Annotated in this window: 20 protein-coding genes; 14 read left to right on the forward strand and 6 right to left on the reverse strand. The window is 68.9% G+C overall.

Annotated elements, in window-relative coordinates; all coding sequences use genetic code 11:
* Positions 1–8 precede the first annotated feature (8 nt).
* A complete protein-coding gene (locus QRN67_RS31265; RefSeq protein ID WP_350226978.1) occupies positions 9–1,355 on the forward strand; it encodes an MFS transporter in 1,347 nt (448 codons plus the stop codon).
* Positions 1,352–2,470: a metallophosphoesterase family protein gene (locus QRN67_RS31270; RefSeq protein ID WP_285414950.1), complete on the forward strand. Its 1,119-nt coding sequence runs from the start codon at positions 1,352–1,354 to the stop codon at positions 2,468–2,470. Before QRN67_RS31265 ends, QRN67_RS31270 begins: the two co-directional genes overlap by 4 nt.
* A gap of 108 nt (positions 2,471–2,578) precedes the next feature.
* Here QRN67_RS31270 and groL read toward each other — a convergent pair whose 3' ends face one another.
* Both groL and QRN67_RS31280 read right to left on the reverse strand, forming a co-directional pair.
* On the reverse strand, positions 2,579–4,231 hold the full coding sequence (gene groL, locus QRN67_RS31275) for a chaperonin GroEL (protein ID WP_081268077.1): 1,653 nt from the start codon (positions 4,229–4,231) through the stop codon (positions 2,579–2,581).
* Between the two features lie 29 nt (positions 4,232–4,260).
* Complete coding sequence (locus tag QRN67_RS31280) at positions 4,261–4,551, reverse strand: co-chaperone GroES (RefSeq protein WP_007835162.1); 291 nt, start codon at positions 4,549–4,551, stop codon at positions 4,261–4,263.
* A gap of 254 nt (positions 4,552–4,805) precedes the next feature.
* Here QRN67_RS31280 and QRN67_RS31285 point away from each other — a divergent pair, with 254 nt between their 5' ends.
* The 6 genes from QRN67_RS31285 (at position 4,806) to ertE (ending at position 13,583) form a co-directional block, all read left to right on the forward strand.
* Positions 4,806–5,315, forward strand: a complete 510-nt coding sequence (locus QRN67_RS31285; protein WP_285414951.1) for a sigma-70 family RNA polymerase sigma factor — start codon at positions 4,806–4,808, stop codon at positions 5,313–5,315.
* Positions 5,315–6,340: a FecR domain-containing protein gene (locus tag QRN67_RS31290; RefSeq protein WP_285414991.1), complete on the forward strand. Its 1,026-nt coding sequence runs from the start codon at positions 5,315–5,317 to the stop codon at positions 6,338–6,340. Before QRN67_RS31285 ends, QRN67_RS31290 begins: the two co-directional genes overlap by 1 nt.
* A gap of 130 nt (positions 6,341–6,470) precedes the next feature.
* Positions 6,471–8,951 (forward strand): TonB-dependent siderophore receptor, encoded by a 2,481-nt coding sequence (locus QRN67_RS31295; RefSeq protein ID WP_285414952.1) that lies wholly within the window; start codon positions 6,471–6,473, stop codon positions 8,949–8,951.
* Positions 8,952–9,671: a hypothetical protein gene (locus tag QRN67_RS31300; RefSeq protein WP_503010961.1), complete on the forward strand. Its 720-nt coding sequence runs from the start codon at positions 8,952–8,954 to the stop codon at positions 9,669–9,671.
* Positions 9,672–9,684: 13 nt separating this feature from the next.
* Entirely contained in the window at positions 9,685–12,297 is a 2,613-nt protein-coding gene (locus tag QRN67_RS31305) for a sulfite reductase flavoprotein subunit alpha (protein ID WP_285414953.1), read from the forward strand.
* Positions 12,298–12,332: 35 nt separating this feature from the next.
* The gene (gene ertE, locus QRN67_RS31310) at positions 12,333–13,583 is read left to right on the forward strand and encodes an N-carbamyl-l-glutamate amidohydrolase ErtE (protein WP_285414954.1); all 1,251 of its coding nucleotides are present in this window, start codon (positions 12,333–12,335) and stop codon (positions 13,581–13,583) included.
* A 6-nt stretch (positions 13,584–13,589) separates the two neighbouring features.
* Here ertE and QRN67_RS31315 read toward each other — a convergent pair whose 3' ends face one another.
* Positions 13,590–15,182, reverse strand: a complete 1,593-nt coding sequence (locus tag QRN67_RS31315; protein WP_081268069.1) for a phospholipase D family protein — start codon at positions 15,180–15,182, stop codon at positions 13,590–13,592.
* A gap of 179 nt (positions 15,183–15,361) precedes the next feature.
* On the opposite strand from QRN67_RS31315, the gene QRN67_RS31320 reads away from it, so the two are divergent.
* The 4 genes from QRN67_RS31320 to QRN67_RS31335 all read left to right on the forward strand — a co-directional run bounded on the left by QRN67_RS31320 (position 15,362) and on the right by QRN67_RS31335 (position 21,044).
* Positions 15,362–17,482: a TonB-dependent siderophore receptor gene (locus QRN67_RS31320; protein ID WP_081268068.1), complete on the forward strand. Its 2,121-nt coding sequence runs from the start codon at positions 15,362–15,364 to the stop codon at positions 17,480–17,482.
* A gap of 30 nt (positions 17,483–17,512) precedes the next feature.
* Positions 17,513–18,661, forward strand: a complete 1,149-nt coding sequence (locus QRN67_RS31325; RefSeq protein ID WP_106935566.1) for a PepSY-associated TM helix domain-containing protein — start codon at positions 17,513–17,515, stop codon at positions 18,659–18,661.
* A complete protein-coding gene (locus QRN67_RS31330) occupies positions 18,658–18,846 on the forward strand; it encodes a hypothetical protein (protein WP_285414955.1) in 189 nt (62 codons plus the stop codon). The genes QRN67_RS31325 and QRN67_RS31330 overlap by 4 nt, the downstream gene beginning before the upstream one ends.
* 74 nt (positions 18,847–18,920) lie before the next feature.
* The gene (locus QRN67_RS31335; RefSeq protein WP_285414956.1) at positions 18,921–21,044 is read left to right on the forward strand and encodes a TonB-dependent receptor domain-containing protein; all 2,124 of its coding nucleotides are present in this window, start codon (positions 18,921–18,923) and stop codon (positions 21,042–21,044) included.
* Between the two features lie 251 nt (positions 21,045–21,295).
* Here the strand turns inward: QRN67_RS31335 and QRN67_RS31340 are convergent, their stop codons facing one another.
* From QRN67_RS31340 to QRN67_RS31350, 3 genes are read right to left on the reverse strand one after another with little or no spacing between them, the layout of a single operon-like run.
* Positions 21,296–22,174: an ABC transporter permease gene (locus QRN67_RS31340; protein WP_081268065.1), complete on the reverse strand. Its 879-nt coding sequence runs from the start codon at positions 22,172–22,174 to the stop codon at positions 21,296–21,298.
* Between the two features lie 20 nt (positions 22,175–22,194).
* Positions 22,195–23,016 carry an ABC transporter ATP-binding protein gene (locus QRN67_RS31345; RefSeq protein ID WP_285414957.1) on the reverse strand — a complete coding sequence of 274 codons (822 nt, stop codon included), beginning with the start codon at positions 23,014–23,016 and terminating at the stop codon, positions 22,195–22,197.
* Positions 23,017–23,018: 2 nt separating this feature from the next.
* Complete coding sequence (locus QRN67_RS31350) at positions 23,019–24,053, reverse strand: ABC transporter substrate-binding protein (RefSeq protein ID WP_285414958.1); 1,035 nt, start codon at positions 24,051–24,053, stop codon at positions 23,019–23,021.
* Between the two features lie 173 nt (positions 24,054–24,226).
* Here QRN67_RS31350 and QRN67_RS31355 point away from each other — a divergent pair, with 173 nt between their 5' ends.
* Positions 24,227–24,901: a response regulator transcription factor gene (locus QRN67_RS31355; protein WP_081268062.1), complete on the forward strand. Its 675-nt coding sequence runs from the start codon at positions 24,227–24,229 to the stop codon at positions 24,899–24,901.
* A gap of 1 nt (position 24,902) precedes the next feature.
* Positions 24,903–26,333, forward strand: a complete 1,431-nt coding sequence (locus QRN67_RS31360; RefSeq protein WP_285414959.1) for a sensor histidine kinase — start codon at positions 24,903–24,905, stop codon at positions 26,331–26,333.
* Positions 26,334–26,354: the final 21 nt, after the last annotated feature.

Below are 26,354 nucleotides of genomic sequence, written 5' to 3' on the forward strand. Positions count from 1 at the left end.
ACCTCACCATGTCCACCTCGACTCTCGCCGCACCCGGCGCACCATCCGGCGCACCGCCCGGCGTCGGCAACCCCGGCAACGATGGCGATGCCGACCGCAAGCGCGCCACGCGCGCGCTGTGCTCGCTCAACTTCTTCATGGCCGACATGCAGGCCGGCATCGGGCCGTTCCTCGGCGTGTTCCTGCAGCAGCGCGGCTGGCAGACCGGCGCCATCGGCTCGGTGATGACCGCCGGCGGCATCGCCGGGATGCTGATGACGGTGCCGGCAGGCGCCTTCATCGACAGCACCACGCGCAAGCGGCTGGTCGTCGTCGTCACCGGCATCTGCACCGTGCTGGCTTCGTTCCTGATCCTGTGGTCGCAGGCCTGGATCGTCGTCACCACCAGCCAGATCGCCACGGCGATCGCCGGTGCGGCCATCGGTCCGGCAGTCGCCGGCATGACGCTGGGCATCGTGCGCCAGCGCGGCTTCAATGCGCAGAACGGCCGCAACCAGGCCTGGAACCACGCCGGCAACATGATCGGCGCCGGCCTGTCGGGCTGGCTCGGCTACAGGTACGGCATGCCGGCCATCTTCTTCCTCGCGGCGGCCTTCGGCGTGTTCGCGATCGCGTCGGTGCTGGCGATTCCCGGGCGTGTGATCGACCATCGCGCAGCGCGCGGCCTGGAAGACGAGGAGGGCGACAGGAAGGACGGCGAACCCGGGCAGGCCCAGGGCTTTCGCACGCTGCTGCACAACCGGCCGATGCTCATCCTGGCCGCCGCGCTGGCCTGCTTCCACCTCGGCAACGGCGCGATGCTGCCGCTCTACGGCCTGGCCGTGGTCGGTGCCGGGAAGGGCGATCCGGCCGCCTTCACGGCGCTCACCGTGGTGGTCGCGCAGGGCGTGATGATCGTCACCGCGCTGATCGCGATGCGCATGGCGGCCGGGCGCGGCTACTGGCTGGTGATGCTGGTCTCCTTCATTGCGCTGCCGGTGCGCGGCCTGCTGGCCGGCAGCTTCATCGAGTCGTGGGGTGTGTGGCCGGTGCAGGCGCTCGACGGCATCGGCGCCGGGCTGCAGAGCGTGGCGGTGCCGGGGCTGGTGGCCTGCCTGCTCAACGGCACCGGCCGCGTCAACGTCGGCCAGGGCGCGGTGATGACGGTGCAGGGCCTGGGCGCGAGCCTTTCGCCAGCCATCGGCGGCTGGCTGGCCCAGCTCTTCGGCTACCAGCTGGCCTTCTACGTGCTGGGCGGCTTCGCGCTGGTCTCGGTGGCGCTGTGGGTCGGCTTCGGCGCGCTGCTGATGCCGGCCTGTGCGGGCGCGGGCGGCGAGGCGGCTCGCGGTGCCGAACGCGGGAGGGCCGGCGCATGACTTCCTCCATCTACTGGCTCCACGTCGGCGACCTGCACATGGACGAGGCCGACGACTGGGCCGCGCTGCCGCGGCTGCGGCAGATCGTGCAGGAGGCCAACGCACATGCCGCCGATGCCGCCTTCGTCTACCTGCCGGGCGACAACGCCAACCACGCCACCGCAGCGCAGTACGCCGCGATCGTGCAGGCGCTGGGCCCGCTGACGCTGCCCTGGCGGGCGATCCCGGGTGATCACGACTTCGAGGGCGGCAGCCTGGCGGCCTACGAGGCTTCCTTCGCGCCGGCGCAGCGGCCGGAGTGCGAAGTCTTCGGCGCTCATCGCTGCATCTTTCTGGATGTGGTGAGCGCGGGCCAGGGCGGCCCCGATTTCCGGCTCAGCGCGCACCACCTGCATCGCGCCACCCGCGAACTCGCGCGGGCGCAGGCCGAGGGGCAGACGCCGCTGGTGTTCATGCACACCTTTCCGGGCGACATGGCGGACGGTGGCGAGGAACTGGCGCGCCTGTTCGCCGATGCCCGGGTCGCGTTCGTCGATACCGGACACACGCACTACAACGAGCTGCTCAACGACGGCTGGGTGGTCTACGGCGCCACGCGGTCCACCGCGCAGATCGAGGAGGACGACGGCCGGGCGGGCTTCTCGCTCGTGTGCGTGCACGACTCGGTGCCGAGCGTGCGGTTCCGCCGCATCGGCCAACCCTGGCCGCACGTGCAGATCGTGAGCCCCTGCGATGTGCGCCTGCTCACCCGCGTGACCGACCCGCGCCAGGTGCCGCGGCCCGGCACGCTGCAGGTCGTGGCACGGCGCATCGGCCACGCCACGGCGCCGATGGAGGTGTTCCTGGACGCGGGCGCACCGTCTCCCATGCAGGACGCGGGCGCCGGCCTCTGGCAGGCCAGCCTGGAGGGTGTCGGTGCCGGCCTGCACCGAGTCGTCGTCGCATGCGGCGAGGCGCGTGACAGCGTCGAGGTGCTGGTCAGGCCGGTGGACGACCTGCCCCGGCGCCACCAGCTGGTCGCGCCGGGCCATGCTTGCCACACCATCGGAGCCTGGGCGCCCGCGGGCATGGACGGCACGCAGCGCGGACCCAACCGCAACGGCGGCGGCTGGTAGGCGGGCGCGCGGCGCCGCGGGCAAAAAAAAGAGCCGGGCATGCCCGGCTCTTGTTGTTGCTCGACGGATCGAGCGGCCTGGCCGGGAAAGTGTTCCCGGCCGTCGGGCTTACATGCCCATGCCGCCCATGCCGCCCATGCCACCCATGTCGGGCATGCCGCCGCCGGCAGGAGCGTCGTCCTTCGGAGCGTCAGCCACCATGGCTTCGGTCGTCAGCAGCAGCGAGGACACCGAAGCGGCGTTCTGCAGTGCGGTGCGGGTGACCTTCGTCGGGTCCAGGATGCCCAGCTCGAGCATGTCGCCGTACGTGTCGTTGGCGGCATTGAAGCCGTAGTTGCCCTTGCCGGCCAGAACCGCGTTCACCACCACCGAGGCTTCGCCGCCGGCGTTGTTCACGATTTCGCGCAGGGGGGCTTCGATGGCCTTCAGCACCAGCTTGATGCCGGCGTCCTGGTCGGCGTTGTCGCCCTTGACGCGGTCGCCCACGGCTTGCTTGGCACGCAGCAGAGCCACGCCGCCACCAGCAACCACGCCTTCTTCCACTGCGGCGCGGGTAGCGTGCAGGGCGTCTTCGACGCGAGCCTTCTTTTCCTTCATTTCGACTTCGGTGGCGGCGCCGACCTTGATCACGGCAACACCGCCGGCCAGCTTGGCCACGCGCTCTTGCAGCTTTTCACGGTCGTAGTCGCTCGTGGCTTCCTCGATCTGCACGCGCACTTGCTTCACGCGGGCTTCGATGTCGGCAGCAGCGCCGGCGCCGTCGATGATGATCGTGTTTTCCTTGCCCACTTCGATGCGCTTGGCTTGGCCCAGGTCGGCCAGCGTCACCTTTTCGAGCGTCAGGCCCACTTCTTCAGCGATGACCTTGCCGCCCGTCAGGATGGCGATGTCTTCCAGCATGGCCTTGCGGCGGTCGCCGAAGCCAGGAGCCTTGACGGCCACGACCTTCAGGATGCCGCGGATCGTGTTCACTACCAGCGTAGCCAGGGCTTCGCCTTCGACTTCTTCGGCAATGATCAGCAGCGGACGGCCGGCCTTGGCGACTTGTTCCAGCGTGGGGAGCAGGTCACGGATGTTGCTGATCTTCTTGTCGAACAGCAGCACGAAGGGGTTGTCGAGCAGCGCCGATTGCTTCTCGGGGTTGTTGATGAAGTAGGGCGACAGGTAGCCGCGGTCGAACTGCATGCCTTCGACGACGTCCAGTTCGCTTTCGAGCGACTTGCCGTCTTCGACGGTGATCACGCCTTCCTTGCCGACCTTGTCCATCGCGTCGGCGATGAGCTTGCCGATGGTTTCGTCGCTGTTGGCCGAGATCGAGCCGACTTGAGCGATTTCCTTCGACGTGGTGGTGGGCTTCGAAGCCTTCTTCAGCTCTTCGACCAGGGCCGTCACGGCCTTGTCGATGCCGCGCTTCAGGTCCATCGGGTTGATGCCTGCGGCCACGTACTTGAAGCCTTCGCGAACGATGGCTTGAGCCAGCACGGTGGCGGTCGTGGTGCCGTCACCAGCGTTGTCGCTGGTCTTGGAGGCCACTTCCTTCACGAGCTGGGCGCCCATGTTCTGCAGCTTGTCCTTGAGTTCGATTTCCTTGGCGACCGACACACCGTCCTTGGTGACGGTGGGGGCGCCGAACGAGCGCTCGAGCACCACGTTGCGGCCCTTGGGGCCCAGGGTGACCTTGACTGCGTTGGCCAGGATGTTCACACCCTCGACCATGCGTGCGCGGGCTTCACCGCCGAAGACTACGTCTTTTGCTGCCATGTTTTATTACTCCGAATGGGATGTTTGAATTACTTCTCGACGACCGCGAACAGGTCGTCTTCCTTCATGACCAGCAGTTCGTCGCCGCCGACCTTGACGGTCTGGCCGCTGTACTTGCCGAACAGGACGCGGTCGCCGACCTTGACGGTCAGTGCGGCCAGCTCGCCCTTGTCGTTGCGCTTGCCCGGGCCCACGGCCAGGACTTCGCCCTGATCGGGCTTCTCGGCGGCTGCGTCGGGGATGACGATGCCGGAGGCGGTCTTGGTTTCGCTGTCAACACGCTTGACGATCACGCGATCGGCCAAAGGACGAAGTTTCATTGCATCTCCTGGATGTATGGATAAGAAACGGGTTTGTGGTCGGGCGCCGGACCGGAGGCCGGCAGCCCATCGACTGGAAGCGAGGGCTGTTAGCACTCGTCAGCAGCGAGTGCTAATCATAAGGGCAATCGATGACGTTTCAAGGGCAGTGTGCGTGCCAGCTGGTTGGAAGGCATCCGGCGAAAGCGTACAATTGAGAACTATTCGTATTAATAACCGAGCGAAGCCATCGCGGCTGCGCGGAGATCCCACCCATGCCGGCCGGCGAGTTCGCGTTAGTTCAGCACGAGGTGCAAACGCTCTACAGCAACCATCACGGATGGCTGCACGCCTGGCTGCGCAAGAAGCTGGGCTGCTCGCACAACGCCGCCGACCTGGCGCACGACACCTTCGTGCGGCTGCTGAGCAGGAGGGAGCCCGTTGCCGCGGCTGAACCGCGCGCCTACCTGGCCACCATCGCGCACGGGCTGGTCGTCGACTTCCACCGGCGCCGGGCACTGGAGCGTGCCTACCTCGACACCCTCGCCGCGCTGCCCGAACCCCAATTGCCGTCGCTCGAAGCGCGGGCCATCGTGCTCGAGGCGCTGGTTGCCATCGACACCATGCTCGACGGCATGAAGCCGGCGGTGCGGCAGGCCTTCATGCTGTCGCAGCTCGACGGACTCACCTATGCGGAAATCGCCGCCCGCCTGGGCGTGACGGTGCGCACGGTCAACAACTACATGTGCAAGGCGCTCGAGCATTGCTACATGCTCGCGCCGTGATGATGAAGTCCGGCTTCGAGCTGACGCCCGACGGCATCGGCGCGCCCTCGCGCAGCGAAGCCGAGGTCCGCAAGGAGGCCATCGCCTGGTACGCCCGGCTGTGCTCCGGCGATGCCTCCGAGGCCGACCGCGAGAACTGGCGCCGTTGGCATCGCGCCCACCCCGACCACCAGCGCGCCTGGCAGCGCTTCGAGGCCATGCAGGCGACGTTCAAGCGCGTGCCGGCGCACGTGGCGGCCTCCACGCTGCGGGCTGCGCATGCCGACCGGCGCCGGGTGCTGCGCGGCATTGCCGTGCTGGCGGGCGGTGGCTCGCTGGCTTACGCGTCGTGGCAGGTGGCCGGCACCGACGGCGGCTGGCGCGCCTGGCTGGCCGACTACCGCACGGGCACCGGCGAGCAGCGTTCCGTCACGCTGGCCGACGGCTCGCTGCTGAAGCTCAACACCCGCACGTCGGTGGATGTGTCCATCGACGCCACCCACAGGCTCGTCACCTTGCGCGAAGGCGAGCTCCTGGCCGAGACGGCAAGGCACCGCGGCCTGCCGGGTGCGGCGCGCATCGACAGCCGCCCCTTCCTGGTCGCGACGCCGCATGGCCGCATCCTCGCGCTGGGTACGCGCTTCACGGTGCGCAGCGACGGCGCGCGCACGGTGGTGAGCGTGCTCGAAGACGCCGTCGAGGTTCGCGCCTCGCACGCGCCCGGCAACGTGGTGCGGCTGGAGGCGGGGCAGCAGGTGGCTTTCACCGGCGACAGCGTCGATGCGCCGCAGCCGGCCGATCCCGCATCGGCCGATTGGGAGCACGGCAGCCTCGTCGTCAACGACTGGCGGCTGGGCGACGTGGTGGCCGAGCTTGCGCGCTACCACCGCGGCCGGCTGGCCTGCGACCCCGCCGTCGCGGACATCCGGGTGTCGGGCGCCTTCCCGGTCATGGATACCGGCAAGGCGCTGGCGGTCATCGTGCGGGCGTTTCCGGTGCGCGTGAGCGGCCTGACGCGCTATTGGGTGTCGCTCGTGCCTGCCTGATTCCGCATGCGGCCATGCGCTTCGGCGCATTTGCATTTTCTTGGCCGCCGCCTTTCATGTTTTTCGATTTCGTTCGGCCTACCCATTGAGAGCCATGAATCCGCAATCAATGCCGAAGGAATTCCGAAGAATGCACGCGCACCCCTCATCACCCAACCCCGTCCGCAAGGCGCTGCTGTGCCTGTTCGCCGCGACGATGGCCCTGCCGATCGCGGCCGTGGCCGCCGACACCGCCGACGGCGCCCGCGCGCAGAACCAGGCGGCCCGCAGCTACCGCATCGACGCCGGCCCGCTGGCCACGGTGCTCGGGCGCTTTGCCGCGGCGTCGGGCGTGGCGCTGTCCTTCGACCCTGCGAGCACGCGGGCGCTGAACTCCGCCGGCCTGCAAGGCAACTACACCGTGCGTGCGGGCTTTGCGGCGCTGCTCTCGGGCACCGGTCTGGAGGCGGTGGAAGGCGGGGCGGGTGAATTCACGCTGCGCAAGAGCGCCGCTGCGCCCGAGGCATCGGCGGGCGAATCTGGCGAGGCCGACGGCACGCTGCCGGCGGTGCGCGTGGTGGCCCGCGCGGCGCCGGCACCCGCCGACGCGGACGACCGCTACCAGCCCACGCCCGACGCCTCCACGTTGCGCACCACCGCGCCGGTGCTGGAGATTCCGCAGGTGGTGAACGTGGTGCCCGCGCAGGTCATCCGCGACCAGCGTCCGCGCAACATCGACGACGCGCTCACCAACGTCAGCGGCATCAACCAGGGCAACACCCTGGCCGGCACGCAGGACACCATCATGAAGCGCGGCTTCGGCGGCAACCGCGATGGCTCGATCATGCACAACGGCATGCCGCTGGTGCAGGGCCGCGGCATGAACGCGGCGGCCGAGAGCGTCGAAGTGCTCAAGGGCCCGTCGTCGCAGCTCTACGGCCTGATGGACCCGGGCGGCGTGATCAACGTGGTGAGCAAGAAGCCGCAACTGCGGCAGCGCACGAGCCTGTCGCTGCTGGGCTCGGGCTACGCGGGCGGGCGCGACGGCGGCGGCGCCACGCTGGACACCACCGGCCCCATCGGCGAGAACGGGCTGGCCTACCGGCTGATCGTCGACCATGTGGACGAGGACTACTGGCGCAACTTCGGCAAGCACCGCGAGACGCTGGTGGCACCGTCGCTGGCCTGGTACGGCGACGACACCCAGGCCGTGCTCTGGTACGAGTACCGCAAGTACGTCACGCCCTTCGACCGCGGCACCGCGCTCGACCCGCGCACCCAGCGCCCGCTGGCGCCGCCCAGGACGCAGCGACTGGACGAGCCCTTCAACGAGATGCGCGGCGAGACGCACCTGGGCCAGCTCTCGGTCGACCACCAGTTCGGCAGCGGCTGGGCCGGCCACCTGAACCTCAGCTACAACCAGGAAACCTACGACGCCAACCAGCTGCGGGTGAACGGCATCAACACCACGCGCGGCACGCTCACGCGCAGCAACGACGCCACCCACGGCGCGCTGAGCACCGACAGCTACGCCACCGCGTATGTCGACGGCACCGTCGAGCTGGGCGGCATGCGCCACGACCTGCAGTTCGGCTGGGACGCCGAGTACCGCAGGATCTACCGCGCCGACCTGCTGCGCCAGGCCACCAGGAGCACCTTCAGCTACCTGTTGCCGGTGTACGGCCTGGAGGCGCCGTCGAGCACCGTGTCGGCGAGCGACAGCGACCAGACCGACAGGCTGCACAACCAGTCCCTGTTCTTCCAGGACTCCATTCACCTGAACGACCGCTGGATCGCGGTGGCCGCGCTGCGCTACCAGGCGTGGTCGCAGCTCGCGGGGCGCGGGCGGCCCTTCAAGGTCAACACCGACACCTACGGCTCCAAGCTGCTGCCGCGCCTGGGGCTGATCTACAAATGGACCGATACCGTGTCGTTCTACGGCAGCTACACCCAGTCGCTCAAGCCGGCTTCGACCATCGCGCCGCTGTCGAGCGGCTACGTGCTCGATGCTTCGGTGAAGCCCGAGGAAGCCAAGTCGTGGGAGCTCGGCGCCAAGTTCGACATGCCCGGCGGCGTGACCGGCACCGTGGCGCTGTTCGACATCCACAAGCGCAACGTGCTGGTCTCGCAGTTCAACGACGTGACCAAGCTCAACGACTGGCGCACCTCGGGCGCGGCCCGTTCCCGCGGCCTCGAAGTGGACGTTGCGGGCCAGCTGAGCAAGAACTGGAGCGCGATCGCGAGCTACGCCTACATCGACGCCAAGACCACGGAAGACCCGCTGTACGCCGGCAACCGGCTCTGGAACGTGGCGCGGCAGACCGCGTCGCTCTCGGCCGTGTACGACTTCGGCCAGGTGTTCGGCGGCGAAGGAAGGCTGCGCATGGGCGCCGGCGCGCACTACGTCGGCAAGCGCGCGGGCGACTCGGCCAACAGCTTCGTGCTGCCGGGCTACACCACGGTCGATGCCTTCGCCACCTACGACACGCGCCTGTATGGCAAGAAGGTCAAGTTCCAGTTGAACGTGAAGAACCTGTTCGACAAGACCTACTACCCGTCGGCAGCGAACACCTATTTCATCTCGATGGGCGATGCGCGCCAAGTCTCGTTCCTCACGACCTTCGAGTTCTAGATGAAGCCGCTCATTCACATCACCCGCCGCGCGGCCGTCGTTCTTCTGATGGCGTGCGGCCTCTCGACGGCAGGCGCAAGCGCCGCCGAGTTGCCGGGGCAGGGCCGCAAGGTCGTGCTGCTGGTGCAGCGCGACGGCCCCAGCCTTCCGGCCGACGAGAAGGTCAAGGCGCACCTCGAGTCGCGCGGCTTTGCCGTGACGCTGCAGGACCAGTCTGCCGCGCCCTCGGTGGCGGCCGGCGCGGACCTCGTCGTGATCTCGTCCACCGTCGCCGCCAAGGACGTGAGCGGCGCCTGGCGCCAACTGCCGGTGCCGCTGCTCACCTGGGAGAACGACCTGCTCGACGACCTGGCCATGACCGGCAAGCGGCATGACACGGACTTCGGCGAAGCCGCCAAGGAGCGCTACCTGTGGCTGGTCAATGCGCCGCATCCCATGTCGGCGGGCTTGCCGGCCGGCGTGACGAACGTCTACGCCAGGCAGGCCGGCATGAGCTGGGGCAAGCCGGGCCTGGGCGCCACCACCATCGCCACGCTGTACGGCCAGCCAGAGAAGGCGGCCATCTTCGGCTACGAGAAGGGCGCCACCATGGACTACGAGTCGCTCGCGCCGGCGCGACGCGTGATGTTCTTCCTCGGCAACGAAACCTTCACCAACCTTTCGCCCGCGGGCCGGATGCTGTTCGACGCGGCCGTCGACTGGACCGCCGGCATCCGCTGAAAACAAAGAATCGATGAAATTCCCCGCGCTGCGCCAGCTCTGGTTCCAGTTGCACTGGCTGATCGGCATCACGGCCGGCACGGTGCTGATCGTCATCGGCCTGAGCGGCGCGGTGCTGTCGTTCCGCGAGGAAATCATCGATGCACTCAACCCGCACGGGCGCCACGTGCCGGCGCAGGCCGTGCCCGTGCTCACGCCGGCGCAGCTGCTCGCGGCGGCAAGGCAGGCGTGGCCCGGGCGCCAGGTCGGCACGCTTGCGCTGTTCGCCGAGCCGGGCGCGGCGGCGCGGGTGATCTTCGCGCCGCCGCCGGGTGAGCGGCGAGGTGAAACCGTCTACCTCGACCCCTACGCGGGCACCGCGCTGCCGCCGCTCGCGGGCGCCGGCTTCTTCGAATGGGTCGAGTCGCTGCATCGCTGGCTGCTGCTGCCGCGCGAACCGGGGCGGGTGGTGGCCGGCGTGCTGGCGATGGGCCTGCTGCTGCTGTCGCTCTCGGGCCTCTATCTGCGATGGCCGCGCCGCCCGCTCGACTGGCGCGCGTGGCTCACTTTCGATCCGGCGCTCAAGGGGCGCTCGTTTCTGTGGGGCCTGCATTCGGTGATGGGCACCTGCGCGCTGCTGATGTACATCGTGTTCACCACCAGCGGGCTGTACTGGGCCTTCGACGCGGTGCGCGACCGTGTCGATGCGATGGCCGGCCATCCCCGCGTGGCCGCGCAGCAGGCGCGCACCGCGCCGCGCATGCGCAACGTGGCGCGCGACGATGCCGCCGCGGTGGATGTCGCGCCCGCCTGGGCTGTCTTCGAGCAGAAGGCGCGCGAGACCGGCGGCTGGAGCGAGGTCATCCTGCGCGTGCCCTCGGGCGCCGCGCCGTCGGTGCTGTTCACCTGGCTCGACGCGGCACCCGCCCACGAACGCGCGCGCAACCGCATGACGGTGCGGCTGCCGGGCGGCGAGGTGACGCAGGACGAGCGCCATGCCGGCAAGACGGCGGGCGGGCGCTTCCTGGCGGCGATCTATCCGCTTCACATGGGCACCTACTTCGGCCTGCCGGGGCGCATCGCGATGCTGCTGGCGGCGCTGATGCTGCCGGTGTTTTCCATCACCGGCTGGCTGCTGTACCTCGACCGGCGCCGCAAGAAGCGCGCGGTGCGGGCCGAGCGCGCGGCGCTGGAAGCGGCGGTGCGGCCGGCCGGCGGCATGGCGCCTGCGTCGGAACGCGTGCTGGTGGCCTTCGCGAGCCAGTCGGGCACGGCCGAGGGCCTTGCCATGCGCAGCGCCGCCGCGCTCGAGGGCGCGGGGCTGCCGGTGACCGTGGCGTCGCTGGCGCGTCTGGACCCCGAGCAGTTGCGGCACCACCGGCACGTGCTGATCGTCGCCAGCAGCTTCGGCGAAGGCGGCCCGCCCGATGCCGCGCGCCGATTCGCGCAGCGGCTCGCGCAGGTCGGCGGCGAGGCGCTGTCGCACCTGCGCTACGGCCTGCTGGCGCTGGGCGACCGGCACTACGCGCGCTTCTGCGGCTTCGGACACACGCTGGACCATGCGTTGGTCGCAGCCGGTGCGCAGTCGCTGTTTCCGATGGTCGAGGTCGACAACGGCGACGCCGGTGCGCTGGCCGTGTGGCGGCGGCACCTGGGCGCGATGCCCGGGGCGCGGGGCGACTCGATGCCTGATGCGTTGACCGCCGTTCCGGAGGAGCAGCCTTTCGGCGCATGGACGCTGTCCGCGCGCCGCCTGCTCAACCCGCGCAGCCTGGGGCATCCGCTCTGCGAGATCGAACTGACGCCTTCGGTGCAGGGCGAACTGCCTTCATGGCGACCGGGCGCACTGGCCGAACTGCGGCCGCGCCATGCGCCGGAAACGGTGGCTGCCCTGCTGCGCTCGGCATCGCTGGACGGCGATGCGCAGGTGCGGTTCGAATGCCGCACCCTCATGCTGCGCGAGGCCCTGGCATGCAGCGCGATGCCGGCGCCGGAAGAGCTGTCGCAGGTTTCAGATGCCCAGGCGCTGGCCGATGCGCTCGTGCCGCTGGCGCCGCGTCGCTACTCGATTGCCTCGGTGCCGGCAGAAGGGCGCATCCGGCTGCTGGTGCGGCAGGCACGCCATGAGTCGGGCCTGGGGCTCGCCTCGGGCTGGCTCACGGTGCATGCGATGCCGTCGGCGCAAGTGGAATTGCGCCTGCTGGCCAACCCCGGCTCCGAGCCGGTGGCGGACGAGCGGCCTTGCATCTTCATCGGCAACGGTTCGGGCTACGCGGGGTTGCGCGGGCATCTGTGCGAGCGCGTGGCGCAGGGGTTTCATCGCAACTGGCTGCTGTTCGGCGAACGCCAGAGCGCGTGCGATGCCTTCTTCATGGACGAACTCAAGCGGTGGCGCGCGCAGGGTGCTCTTGCCCGCATCGACCTGGCGTTCTCGCGCGACCAGGCCGAGCGCATCTACGTGCAGGACCGGCTGCGCGACGCAGCGCCCGAACTGCAGCGCTGGATCGGCGACGGCGCCGTGGTCTTCGTGTGCGGCAGCCTGCACGGCATGGCGGCCGGCGTGGATGCGGTGCTCGAGGAAGTGCTGGGGCGCTCCGCGCTGGAAGACCTCATTGCGCAAGGGCGCTATCGGCGGGACGTTTACTAGCCGGCCGACCGGCCGCGTTCGGCGAACATCGGGGCATGTCCCCATCCATTTCCATCCAGGCCGATCGCCTCTGGCATCGGCTCGAAACTCTTTCTTCCTTCACCCTTCCCGACGTCCCCTGGACCCGCCGCGCCTTCTCGCCCGAATTCGACAAGGCCAGGGACTGGCTGCGCGAGCAGTTCCAGCAGGCGGGGCTCGCCGTCCATACCGATGCGGCCGGCAACCTGACCGGCCGGCGCGAAGGCTCCGAAGCCGGGCTTGCGCCGCTGGTCACCGGCTCGCATTGCGACACCGTGGTCGGCGGCGGCCGCTTCGACGGCATCCTCGGCGTGCTCGCGGGGCTGGAGGTGGCGCAGTCGCTGCACGAAAGCGGCGTGATGCTGCGCCATCCGCTGGAGGTGATCGACTTCCTGTCCGAAGAGCCCAGCGACTACGGCATTTCCTGCGTGGGCAGCCGCGCCTTCGCCGGCACGCTGGACGCGGCCATGCTGGCCTCGCGCAACGAAGCCGGCGAAAGCCTGTCGCAGGCCATGCATCGCATCGGCGCGAAACCCGATGCGCTGGCCGGCGCGGCCCGCGGCGCCGGTGGCGTGGCCGCTTTCGTGGAACTGCACATCGAGCAGGGGCCGGTGCTGGAGCGCGAAGGGCTGCCGATCGGCGTGGTCACCGACATCGTGGGCATCCGCCGCGTGGCACTCACGGTCACGGGCCAGCCCGACCATGCCGGCACCACGCCGATGGACATCCGCCGCGATGCGCTGGTCGGCGCCGCGCGGCTGATCGACGCGGCGCACCGCGAGGCCTGCGCCATGGACGGGCGGCCGCACTACGTGGTGGCGACGATCGGCCGGATCTCGATGAGCCCCAACGTGCCCAACGCCGTGCCCGGCCGCGTCGACATGGTGCTGGAGGTGCGCAGCAATGCGCAGCCGGTGCTCGACGAGTTCCCCGAGCGGCTGCTGGCCCTGTGCCGCGATGAGCTGCAGGCGCTGCGCCTCTCCTGCGCGATGGAGCCGCTGACCCGCACGCCGCCCGTGCAGTGCTCCGGGCTGGTCATGCAGGCCGTGGCCGAAGCCGCCGACCGCCTGGGCCTGGCGCATCGTCAACTGCCCAGCGGCGCCGGCCACGACGCCATGCACGTCGCTTCCACGGGACCGATGGGCATGGTCTTCATCCCGTGCCTCGATGGCCGCAGCCACTGCCCGGAAGAATGGGCGACCAAGGAGCAGGTGGCCGCCGGCACGCTGGTGCTGGCCGAGACGCTCAGGGCGCTGGACCGGCGCTGAGCCCGCCTACAGCTGGTCGGTCGGCACGAACCAGGAGAACAGCAGCAGCTGCAGCCGCGTCAGCATGCTGGAGTCGGGTTCGCTGTCGAGCACTTCGTTGTCGACGTCGCCGGTGCCGACCCATTGCACGTTCTGGCCGTCGGGCTTGAGCGTGACGCGGTAGACGCCTTCGATGTCGTCGAGCTGGTAGGCGAAAAGCAGCGCCTGCGTCAGGTCGAAGCTGCGCACGCGCACGCCGAACTCGGTGTTCAGCCGGGCCGAGCGCGGGTCGAGGTTCATCGAGCCGAGCAGCACCCACTGGCGGTCCACCAGCGCCAGCTTGGCGTGCAGGCGGCCGCGGGCCTTCTTCAGCAGGTCGCGGAACTGGCCGCTGCGCCGCAGCTGCTGGGTGCTGACCTCGTACAGGTTCACGCCCAGCTTGAGCATGTCGACGCGGTAGCGGTTGTAGTTGATGTTGACCAGCGGCTCGTCGCTGTCGGCCAGCGAGTTGGTGATGACGGTGATGTTCACGCCGTGCTCGCGGCCCATGCGGATGCGCTCCATGCCCTCGTCGCCCGGAATGAAGTAGGGCGATATCACCACCACGTTCGACTGCGCCGTGGCCAGCATCTCGTGGAAGCGCTGCGCCAGCGATTCGGTGGGGTGCGCCATGACGCCCAGCGCCTTGTTGGGGCTGTCGGCGGAGGCGTTGGCCTCGGCGCGCATCCATTTCGCTTCGTCGATGTTGGCGAGCTGGGCACCCAGGGGCGGGTCGCCGAGCAGGTCGGTGAGGGGCAGGGGGCCGGGCGGCGGGGCGTTGGCGGGGGAGGTGGCGGCCTCGAAGTCGGCTTTCAGCGTCTCGGTCGAGCGGCTGGTGCTGGCGACCCGCTGAAGCGGGTAGACCACGTCGCTGTTCCAGTAGGTGTCGAAGATGGCCGCGGCCTCGGGCACGACCGGGCCGGCCAGCAGCAGTTCGAAGTCGATGAAGTTGGCGCTCTCGCTGCGCAGGAAATATTCGTCGGCGAGGTTGCGTCCGCCCGCGATGGCCATCGCGCCGTCCGCCAGGAACAGCTTGTTGTGCATGCGGTGGTTGAGCCGGCGGAAGTCGGAGAAGAACTCCAGCCAGCGGCCCGACGAATGGTCGCGCGCATTCACGAAGGGGTTGAACAGCCGCACTTCGGCATTGGGTTCGGCGGCCAGTCCGAGCAGCAGGCGGTCCATGCCGGCGGTGTAGAAGTCGTCGAGCAGCAGCCGTACGCGCACGCCGCGCCGCGCGGCATTGCGCAGTTCGCGCAGAAGCAGGCGGCCGGTCTTGTCGTTGCCGAGCTGGTAGGTCTGCACGTCGAGGGAGGACTGGGCCCGCCGCATCAGCTCGAGCCGCGCATCGAGCGCGTAGGACGCCTCGATCAGCGGGCGCATGCTCGTCAGCCCGTCCGGCGGCGTGTTCAGGGCGATGGCCGCGCGGCCGAGCTCCGTGGCCGGCGAGGCGGCGATGGATTTCACCGGCGGCTCGGGCGCGCGCGGCGGCAGGCCGGCGCAGCCGGTCAGTGCAAGGGCAATCAGCCACAGAGCCGGACCGCGCAGCGCGGGAAACAGAAAGGCAATGAGCTTGATGAACATGGGGCCTGCCGACGCATGAGAGGAAGCGTGCGGGCGGGATCGTAGCCTTTCGTCCCTTTTTTGAAGACGCAATTTCGCAACGCAACGCCCTTGCGAGCCTGTTGGAAATTGGCCCGGCCGAGACTTTTTGACAATTAGAATGCGAATGCTTCTTAATTGTGTCTTGGAGTGGAGAAGGAATGTCTAGATTGGTGGCGCGGCGCAAGGCCGCATCGGTGCTGGTGGGGTGCCTGGCTATTTACACGCAGCACCAGGTGCTGGCCCAGACGGCGAATGCAGCTTCCCTGCCGGAAGTGAGGGTGGACGCGAATGCCGAAGCCGAGACCGCGAAGACGTCGGTGATCGGCTACCGCGCAAAGAATGCGGTCACGGCCACCAAGACCGACACGCCGCTGGCCGAGACGCCGCAGTCGGTGACCGTTGTCACGCGCGACCAGATGGTCGACCAGGGCGCCACCAACCTTCAGGACGCGCTCACCTACGCCGCCGGCGTGCGCTCCGACGCCTACGGCATCGATTCGCGCTCCGACAGCTTCTCGGTGCGCGGCAGCGATCCCTCCGTCTACCTCGACGGGCTGCAGACCTATTCCTCCGGCTGGTACACCGCCACGGCGCGGCCCGACCCGTACACGCTGGAGCGCCTCGAAGTGCTGCGCGGGCCGGCCGGCATGCTGTTCGGCGCAGGCACCGCGGGCGGTGTGATCAACATGGTCAGCAAGCTGCCGCAGCAGCAGGCCTACCGCGAGGTGGGCGTGCAGCTCGGCTCCTTCGGACGCAAGCAGCTCCAGGCCGATCTGACCGGCCCGCTGACCGCCGACGGCCAATGGTCGTACCGCCTGGTGGCGCTGCAGCGCAAGTCCGACACGCAGGTCGACTACGTGCCGGACGACCGCTCGCTCATCATGCCGTCGCTCACCTGGCGCCCCAGCGCCGCGACCTCGCTGACGCTGCAGGCCCTGTGGCAGAAGGACAAGACCGGCAGCACTTCGCAGTTCTTCCCCTGGCAAGGCACCATCCTGCCGAACATTAACGGCCCGCTGCCGTCCAGCCGCTTCATCGGCGAGCCGGGCGACGGCTACGACACCGAGCGCAAGACCTTCGGCTGGCAGTTCGAGCACAAGTTCAATGAGCGCTGGACCTTCAGGCAGAACTTCCGCGCATCACGCACCTTCAACGACTCGCACTACCACTACGCGGATTCTTTCTCCGTGCCCGGCGGCTGGTCGCTCGACCCGGCCGGCCAGCGCCTGCTCGGCCGCTACAACGACAAGTCGCTGGCATGGACCAGCATGACCGGTATCGACAACCACGTCGAAGGCCATTTCGACACCGGCGCGCTGCGCCACACGCTGCTGGTGGGCGCGGAGTATTCGCGCCAGCGCCAGGACAAGACCGAAGGCTCCGTCTACAGCACCATCGACGCCTACGCACCGGTCTATGGCGTCGGCTACGTGCCGGTCACCGAGCTGACGCGCAGGCCGCGCACCACCCAGCGCAATGCCGGCATCTACGTGCAGGACCAGATGAAGCTGGACAACTGGATCTTCGTGGCCGGCCTGCGCTACGACCGCAGCACCGCCGGCACCGCGGGCAGCGCCTCGGAGACGACCAGCGCCACCTCGCGCCGGCTGGGCGTGATGTACACGCTGCCTTCGGGCTGGTCGCCGTACCTGAGCTATACCGAATCCTTCACGCCCCAGGCCGGCACCAACGCCGAGGGCAACCTGTTCAAGCCGCTGCGCGGCGAGCAGGTGGAGGCCGGCGTCAAGTACCAGCCCGCCGGCTCGCCGACGAGCTTCACCGCGTCGGTCTTCTCGCTGAAGGAAAAGAACCGCCTCGTCTCCGACAGCACCAACCCGGACTACGGCCGGCAGGTCGATGCGACGAAGAACAAGGGCGTGGAGCTCGAGCTGAAGACGACGCTGGGCCGCAACTTCGACCTGATCGCCAACTACACCAACATCGACGTCGACGCCAAGCTCACCGAGCAGCCGCGCAACCAGGCCTCGGTGTGGGGCAAGTACCGTTTCTCCATCGCGGGGGTGCCGGGCTTCTCCGCCGGTGCGGGCGTGCGCTACATGAGCGGCTTCACCGACGTGGACGGCTCCAGCGCCGGGCCTCGCGTGCCCTCGGTGACCCTGCTCGACCTGATGCTGGCCTACGAGTCGGACAGGTGGCGCTACGCGCTGAACATCAACAACGCGACCGACAAGACCTACTTCAGCACCTGCCTGTCGCGCGGCGACTGCTGGTTCGGTGCGCGCCGCAGCGTTGTGGCCAGCGCCACCTATCGCTTCTGATCGCCGCCCTTCGAGCGGAGCCGCCACCACATGAACAGCCGAACAATCAAGACCTGGGCCTGGGTGCACAAGTGGAGCAGCCTCGTGTGCACCGTGTTCATGCTGCTGCTGTGCATCACGGGCCTGCCGCTGATCTTCCACCACGAGATCGGCCACCTGCTCGGCACCGAGGTCGAGGCGCCGAAGATGCCGGCGGACACGCCGCGCATCAGCCTCGACCGCGTGCTGGAGATCGCCAAGGCCAAGCACCCCGACCGCGTGGTGCAGTTCGCCTCGCAGCCCGAGGACGACGACGGCCTGTGGTTCGTCACGCTCACGCCCACGCCGGCGCCCACCGACGACTTCAAGTCGGTCGCGGTCGACGCGCGCACGGGCGACGTGCTCGCCCAGCCCAAGTTCGACGAGGGCTTCATGTACGTGATGTTCAAGCTGCACGTCGATCTGTTCGCCGGGTTGCCGGGCAAGCTGTTCCTCGGCTTCATGGGCCTGCTGCTGCTGGTGGCCATCGTCTCGGGCGTGGTGCTCTATTCGCCGTTCATGCGCAAGCTCGACTTCGGCACGGTGCGGCGCGACAAGCGCCCGCGCCTGAAGTGGCTCGACCTGCACAACCTGCTGGGCGTGGTCACGCTGGTGTGGCTGTTCGTGGTGGGCTCCACCGGCATGATCAACACCTGGGCCGACCTGCTCATCAAGTACTGGCAGTACGACCAGCTCAGCGCGCTGCTGGCGCCCTACAAGAACGAGCCGGTGGTGGCGGTGTCTCAGCGCGGCTCGGTGCAAAGCTCGATGGAAGCCGCGCTGCAGCGCGCGCCCGGCATGAAGCTGTCGTTCATCGCGTTCCCGGGCACCTCGTTCTCGAGCCCGCACCACAACACCTTCTTCCTGCGCGGCAACGAGCCCTTCAGTTCCAAGCTGTTCCAGCCGGTGCTGGTCGACGCCAAGACCGCGGAGGTCACGGCGGCGCCCAAGCTGCCCTGGTACCTCACGGCGCTGCTGGTGTCGCAGCCGCTGCACTTCGGCGACTACGGCGGCATGCCGATGCAGATCCTGTGGGCGCTGCTCGACATCGCGACCATCATCGTGCTGGGCAGCGGCCTGTACCTGTGGCTCAAGCGCGGCAGCGCCGCACCCGCCGCGCAGCCACCCGAGCCGGCCGCGGCAATGAAGGCCCGGGCATGAAGCATCGTCACGGCTTCTGGCGCATGTGGGGCTGGCCGATCGTGCTCGGCCTGCTCACGACACTGGGCCTGGTCTCCGCGCTCTTCAGCGACGGCGGCTTCGGCGACATCGTTGCCTGGATCGCGCTGGGCGTTCCGGTTGTCGTGTGCGTCTGGTTCGGCTGGCTGCGGTCTTCCGCCCGCTAGGACGCCCGGCTCTTGCCGGCACCCGGTGAAAGCCTGAGGTCCCGGGCGGGCGGCATGGCCCCAGAATGGGCGCGATGAAACTCTCGCCCGTTGCCGCCGCCGCCGTTGCCTGCCTGTCGCTTCATGTCCCGTCGCCGGCCGATGCGCAGGAGGCGGCACCGGCCGCACTGCGCGAGATCACGGTTTCCACGCCGCGCGGCGAGGTCGCGCCTTTCAACGTGCCCGGTTCGGTCGACCGGGTCGACGGCGCAGAAATGCGCGACAGCCGCCTGCAGGTCAATCTCTCCGAAAGCCTGGGCGCCGTGCCCGGGCTGCAGGTGCAGAACCGGCAGAACTACGCGCAAGACCTGCAACTGTCGATCCGCGGCTTCGGCGCGCGCTCCACCTTCGGCGTGCGCGGCGTGCGGCTGTACGTCGACGGCATTCCCGCCACCTTGCCCGACGGGCAGGGCCAGACCTCGAACATCGACATCGGCTCGGTGGACCGTGTCGAGGTCTTGCGCGGACCGTTCTCCGCGCTCTACGGCAATTCTTCCGGCGGCGTGGTGCAGGCCTTCACCGCATCGGGCGAGGGGGCGCCGCGGCTGGCGTATTCGCTCGCGGGCGGCAGCTTCGGCACCTGGCGGCAGTCGCTGCAGCTCAGCGGCTCGCAGGGCGCGGTCGACTACATGCTCGATGCCAGCCGCTTCCGCACCGACGGCTGGCGCGAGCACAGCGCCGCGCGGCGCGACATCGCCAACGGCAAGCTGGGCATCGCGCTGGACAACGGCGACAAGCTCACGCTGGTGATGAACAGCGTGCGCATTGACGCGCAAGATCCGCTCGGCCTCACGGCCGACCAGTACGCGCTGGCGCCGCGCAACGCGCCGCTCGCCACCCAGTACGACACGCGCAAGACCGTCGAGCAGACGCAGGCCGGGCTGCTCTACGAGCGCCGCATCGACGCCAGGCAGGCGCTGCGCCTCATGGTCTATGGCGGGCAGCGCGAGACCACGCAGTACCAGTCGATTCCGCCTTCGGCGCAGCAGAACCCGCTGCATGCGGGCGGCGTGATCGACCTGTCGCGGCAGTACGGCGGCATCGACCTGCGCTGGAGCGCCGCGCTGCAGCTTGCCGACCGGCCGCTCGACGTGGTTGCCGGGCTGGGCTACGACAACCTGCGCGAAAAGCGGCGCGGCTACGAGAACTACCTGGGCCCGCTCGCAAACCCGGTGCTGGGGGTGCAGGGGCGCCTGCGCCGCAACGAGCTCAATACCGTCTGGAACCTCGACCCCTACGCGCAGGCGACTTGGCGCCTTGCCGAGCGCTGGACGCTGGAGGCCGGCGTACGCCGCAGCAGCGTGCACTTCGATTCGCACGACCGCTACATCATCGGCGCCAACCGCGACGACAGCGGCAGCGCGCGCTACAGCAAGACCCTGCCCGTGGCGTCGCTGCGCTACCAGGCCACGCCCGACCTCGCGCTGTACGGCTCCGCCGGCCGCGGCTTCGAGACGCCGACGCTCAACGAGCTGTCGTACCGCGCGAACGGCGCCAGCGGCCTCAACTTCGCGCTGCGGCCTTCGGTGAACGACAGCCTGGAGGTCGGCGCCAAGGCCCGGCTCGCGGGCGGGCTGCTGACGGCGGCGCTGTTCCAGACCCGCACGCGCGACGAGATCGTGACCGACACCAACGTCGGCGGCCGCGCGACCTTCCAGAACGCGGGCCGCACCAAGCGCAACGGCTTCGAGCTGGGCTGGCAGCACGAGACCGCCAGCCATTGGCGCACCCAGCTGGCCTACACGTGGCTGGACGCGACCTACCGCGATGCCTTCTGCTCGCCGTCGCCTTGCGGCACGGCCAACACCGTGGCGTCGGGCAACCGCATTCCCGGCATCGCGAGGCAATCGCTGTTCGCGTCGCTGGGCTGGGTGCCGCCCGAGGGCTGGCGTGCCGGCGCGGAAGTGCGAGCGCTCGGGCGCATCCTGGCCAACGACGTCAACACGGCCGTGGCGTCGGGCTATGCGGTGGCGGCGGTCTATGCCGGCTACCTGAAGAAGTGGGAGCGCTGGGAGCTCAACGCCTTCGCGCGCGTCGACAACCTGTTCGACCGCCGCTACGTAGGCTCGGTGATCGTCAATGAAGGCAACGGGCGTTTCTACGAACCGGCGCTGGGCCGGAACTGGACCGTGGGGTTGAGCGGCGCCTACAGGTTCTGACGTGTGGTCGTTCGGGGCGCGATCCCGCCGACGGGGTACTCTGCTCCGCGAATGTCCCCCGGCCTGCGGCCTCCTCCTTTATTTCGCTGCGCAGAGCACCCCGCCAGCGGGATCGTTCAGAGCACTGGCTGGTCGAGCCGAACAAGCGCTGCGTCCATGTGCGAAGGGCGCTACCCGGTGGCCTTCGCACGCGCCCTGAAAAAAACGGCGGGCAACAAGCCCGCCGTTTCTACCCAACCGAATCGAAAGAATCAGAACGCAGCAGGCCGCCACTTCAACAAACGCTTCTCCAGCGAACTGAGCAGGAAATCGGCCGCCAGCGCAACCACAGCCAGAACGATCATCGCCGCGAACACACCGCTGGCGTTGAACGCGCCCTGGGCCGTGGAGATCAGCAGCCCGATGCCTTCCTTCGCGCCGAGGAACTCGCCCACCACCGCACCCACCAGCGCAAAGCCGAAGCTCACGTGCAGGCTTGCCAGGATCCACGACATCGCCGACGGAATCACCACCGACATCGTCACCTGCCGCGGCGAAGCGCCCAGGATCTGCGCGTTCGCGATCATGTACTTGTCGGCCTCGCGCACGCCCTGGAAGGCGTTGCCGAACACCACGAAGAAAACCATCACCACCGCCAGCGCCACCTTCGAGGCCATGCCCAGGCCCAGCGCAATCACGAAGATCGAGCCCAGCACCACGCGCGGAATCGAGTTGGCGATCTGGATGTAGAGGCTGAACACATCCGACAGCAGCTTGTTGCGGCCCAGCACGATGCCGCACAGCACGCCGGCGATCGAGCCGATCAGGAAGCCGATCACCGTCTCCTCGAGCGTCACCGCCACCTGCATCCACAGCGAGCCTTGCGAGGTGCCGTCGCGCATCCATTCCACGAGCTGGTCGTAGATCATCGAAGGCATCGAATAGAAGAACGGGTCGATCCACTTCAGGCGCGCCGCGATCTCCCAGCCGCCGAGCGCGATCACCAGCACCGCCAGCCGCAGGCCGATGATCATGCGGCGCCGGCCGCGGATGGCCGCCTGCGCGACCTCGGATTCGCGCGCCAGCGCGGCGTCGCTGAGCGACGAGGGCAGCACGGCTGCCGTCGGGGTGGTGGTGGAGGGTGTGGTCATGGTTCTTGTCGTCGTCGTGTTCACTGGATCACCACTTCTTCGCGCAGGTCGTCCCAGATGTGCTTGGAGAGCTCGATGAACTGCGGGTCGTAGCGCACCTCGGACATGACGCGCGGGCGCGGCAGGTCGATCTCGTACACGCGCTTGAGCGTGGCGGGGCGCGCCGACAGCACGAACACGCGGTCGGCCAGCGCAATCGCTTCCTCCAGGTCGTGCGTGACGAACACCACGCTGCCGCCGTTGCCCGACCACAGCTGCAGCAGCTCGTCCTGCATCAGCGTGCGGGTCTGCATGTCCAGCGCCGAGAAGGGCTCGTCCATCAGCAGGATCTCGGGGTTGTTGATGAAGGTCTGCGCCAGCGCCACGCGCTTGCGCATGCCGCCCGAGAGCTGGTGCGGGTAGTGCTTGCCGAACTTCGAGAGGCCCACGCGGTGGATCCACTCCTGGGCCAGTTCCATCGCCTCCTTCTTCGGCTTGCCTCGGAAGATCGGGCCGGCGGCCACGTTGTCTTCCACGCTGCGCCACGGGAACACCGCGTCGGCCTGGAACACGAAGCCGATGCGCGGATCGACGCCGGTCACGGGCTTGCCCATCACCTTCACGTCGCCCACGGTGGGCTTGAGCAGGCCGGTGATCATGTTCAGCGTGGTCGACTTGCCGCAGCCCGTGGGCCCGACGATGGCGACGAACTCGCCGCGCGCCACCGACATGCTGAAGTTGCGCAGCGCCACGGTGGCGTTGCCGTCCTGCGAGATGAAGCGCAGCGACACGTCGTTGAAGTCGATCGCCGACGTCACGGCGCCGTTGCTGCTGCCGCTGCTGGGAGGTGTTCCGTTGCGCATGGTCACTTGGCCGCCGCTGCCGACAGGTAGGCGTTGGTGTAGGTCTTCGACAGGTCGATGTTCTTGCTCTTGACCAGCGGCTTGTAGGTGGCCAGAACCTTCAGCACGGTCTCGGGGCCGCCGGCGGGCATCTTGGCGTCGGTGGTGAACATCGGCAGCGAGGCCTTCAGCGCCTGCACGTAGAGCTCCTTGTCGTTGCCGTAGTAGTCGCGCGGCACCTTCTCGGCGATCTCCTCGGCGCTGTGGGTGTGGATGTATTCCATGGTGCGGGCGAAGGCACGGGCCAGCTTGGTGGCCTCGGCCTTGTGCGATTCGGCCCAGGTGTTCTGCACGTACAGGCTGGCCGCGGGGTAGAGGCCGCCCAGCGCCTTGACGGTGTCGGGCTCGGTGCGCAGGTCGACCAGCACCTTGGCGTCGCCGGTCTTGAGCATCTGCGACACGGTGGGCTCGGTGGTCATGCCGGCCTGGATGCGGTCCTGCTTCATGGCCGCGATGAAGGTATTGCCCGCGCCCACGGGCAGCAGCGAGTAGTCCTTGGAGGCCACGCCGGCGCGGTCGGCCAGGTAGCGCGTGAGGAAGTCGGTGGAAGAACCCAGGCCGGTCACGCCCAGCGTCTTGCCGCCCTTGGCGTCGGCCATGGTCTTGAAGCCGGCGGCCGCGGCCTTGGTCGACACCAGCTCGACTTCGCCCGGCACCTTGCAGAACACGGCGATGGCCTGGATTTCCTTGCCCTTGCTCTGCAGGTCGATGGTGTGGTCGTAGAAGCCCACCACGCCCTGCACGGCGCCGGCGATCAGCTGGTTCTCGGCGTCGACGCCGGCCGGCTGCGACTGCAGCTCGACGTTCAGGCCTTCGTCCTTGAAGTAGCCCAGCGCGTCGGTGAGCTTGGCCGGCAGGTAGATGATCTTGTTGATGCCGCCCACCATGATGGTGATGGGCGCATCGGCGGCCTGCGCGAGCGGCGCGGTGGCGGCAAGGGCGGTGCACAGGGCGGCGGCCAGCAGGGTGCGGCGGGTGGCGAATGGCGACAGGGACATGGTGTCTCTCCGTGTTGGTATTGGATCGGGAGTCCGCGCACATCTGCCGCGGGACGGGGCCAGTCTAGGAAGCGGCGTCTTTCGGCCAGCTTTCGGCGGTCCGCATGATTTGTCATGGTTATCCCTAGGACTTGCCGATGCTTCCTAGAATCCACGGCCACCACCCCCGACCCATGAAGCTGCTGCTCATCGAAGACAACCCGCAACTCGCGCACTGGCTCTCCAGCCTGCTGCGCGAGCAGGAGTTCGTGGTCGACCACGTGGACGACGGCGACGCCGCCGACCGGCTGCTCACGCAGACGGCCTACGACGTGGTGCTGCTCGACCTGAACATCCCGCAGCTCTCCGGCAAGGCCGTGCTGCGCAGGCTGCGCGAGCGCGGCGACACGGTGCCGGTGATCATCCTCACGGCCACCGCGTCGCTCGACCAGAAGGTGCTGTGCCTGGAGATCGGCGCCGACGACTATCTCGTCAAGCCCTTCGAGATCCGCGAGCTGGTGGCGCGTATCAAGGTGCTGGTGCGCCGGCAGATGCCCGGCAAGGCCAACGACATCGCCTGCGGCGACCTGCGCTACGACCTGCGCACGCGGCAGTTCGCGCTGGCGGGCGAAGAGCTGTCGCTGCCGCCGCGCGAACGCACGCTGCTGGAAACGCTGATGCTGAAGGCCGGCAGCACCGTGTCGAAGCAGGCGCTGATCGACGCGATGTTCGGCCTGGACGACGAGCCCAGCGCCGATGCGGTCGACATCTACATCCACCGGCTGCGCAAGAAGCTCGAGGCCAGCCAGGCGACGATCATCACGCTGCGCGGCGTGGGCTACCTGCTGCGCACGCGCCAGGAAGACTAGGGTGCCCGGGCGCGCCAGCCTTCGCCTGCGCCTTGCGCTGTGGCTGCTGCTGCCGATGTCGGTGTTCGTGGCCATCTGCGGATACCTCAACTGGCGCAACGCCGCGGAGGTGGCCGACTATGTGCAGGACCACGACCTGCTGTCGTCGGCCAAGGTGCTGTCGGACCGCCTGATCTGGGAAGACGAGGACGTGAAGGCCAGCGTGCCGCCGTCGGCGCTGAGCCTGTTCGTGTCGCCCGAGCGCGACCGCGTGTTCCTCAGCGTGACCGGCGCCAACGGCGAGGTGCTGGCCGGCTCGGCCGACTTCCCGCTGCCCGCCGTGCGCAAGCCCGTGGGAATCGACCGTGCGCAGTGGTACGACACCCGCTTCGCCGGCGTGCCGCTGCGCGCCGTGGTCACCACGCGCGCGATGTACGAGGCCGGCGGCGCGCGCGACATCACCATCGCCGTCGGCAAGACCGAGGGCAGCCGCGACCACATGCTGCGCACGCTGTGGTGGCCGTCGATGGAGTACCTGCTGGTGGCGCTGGCGCTCTCCATCGCGCTGGCCGTGGCGGCGTTGACGCTCGAGCTGCGCCCCATCGTGCGGCTGAGCCAGCAGCTCGCGCAGCGCGACCCGCTGCACCTCGACCTGGTGGTGGACCCGGGCGCATTGCACTCCGAGCTGCGGCCGGTGGCCGACACCATCAACCGCTTCGTGGCGCAGCTCAAGGCCCACTCCGAGGCGCAGCGGCGCTTCATTGCGGACGCTGCGCACCAGTTGCGCACGCCGCTGGCCATGCAGGCCTCGCAGATCGAGTTCGCGCGCTACACGCGGCAGCACCGCGGCGAATGGGACACGCGCCGCGCCGACATGGACGCGATGTGGCAGGAGATGCAGACCAGCAACCGCCGGCTGGTCGACGTGACGAACAAGCTGCTGCTGCTGGCGCAGGCCGAGCACGGCGATGCACACACGCGGCTGGAGCCGGTCGACCTTGCGGCGGTGGCGCTGCGCTGCGTCGAGCAGCTCGCGGCACTGGCGGACCGTCGCGGCATCGACCTGGGGCTGGAGTCGGAGGCCGCGCCGGGCGAGGCCGTGGTGCAGGCCCAGCCGGCGCTGCTCGATGCGCTGGCCACGAACCTGCTGGACAACGCCTTGCGCTACACGCAGGAAGGCGGCCGGGTGACGGTCGGCGTGCGGAAGGTGGAGGGGGTGGTCGAGCTGACCGTGGAAGACAACGGCCCCGGCATTCCGGCCGAGGCGCGCGAGCGCGTGTTCGAGCGCTTCTACCGGGTGTCGCAGGACACCGAGGGCACGGGCCTGGGGCTGGCCATCGTGCGGGAGATCGCACGCGCCTTCGATGCGAACGTGGACCTGGCAGCCAATCCGCGCGAGGCGCGGGGGCTGCTGGTCACCGTGCGTTTTCCTTCGGCCGCCGCTGCCGCCTGAGGAAGCGGCGGCCGGGGCTCG

This window comes from Variovorax sp. efr-133-TYG-130, from assembly GCF_030208835.1.
In the GTDB taxonomy this organism is placed as follows: Bacteria; Pseudomonadota; Gammaproteobacteria; order Burkholderiales; family Burkholderiaceae_C; genus Variovorax.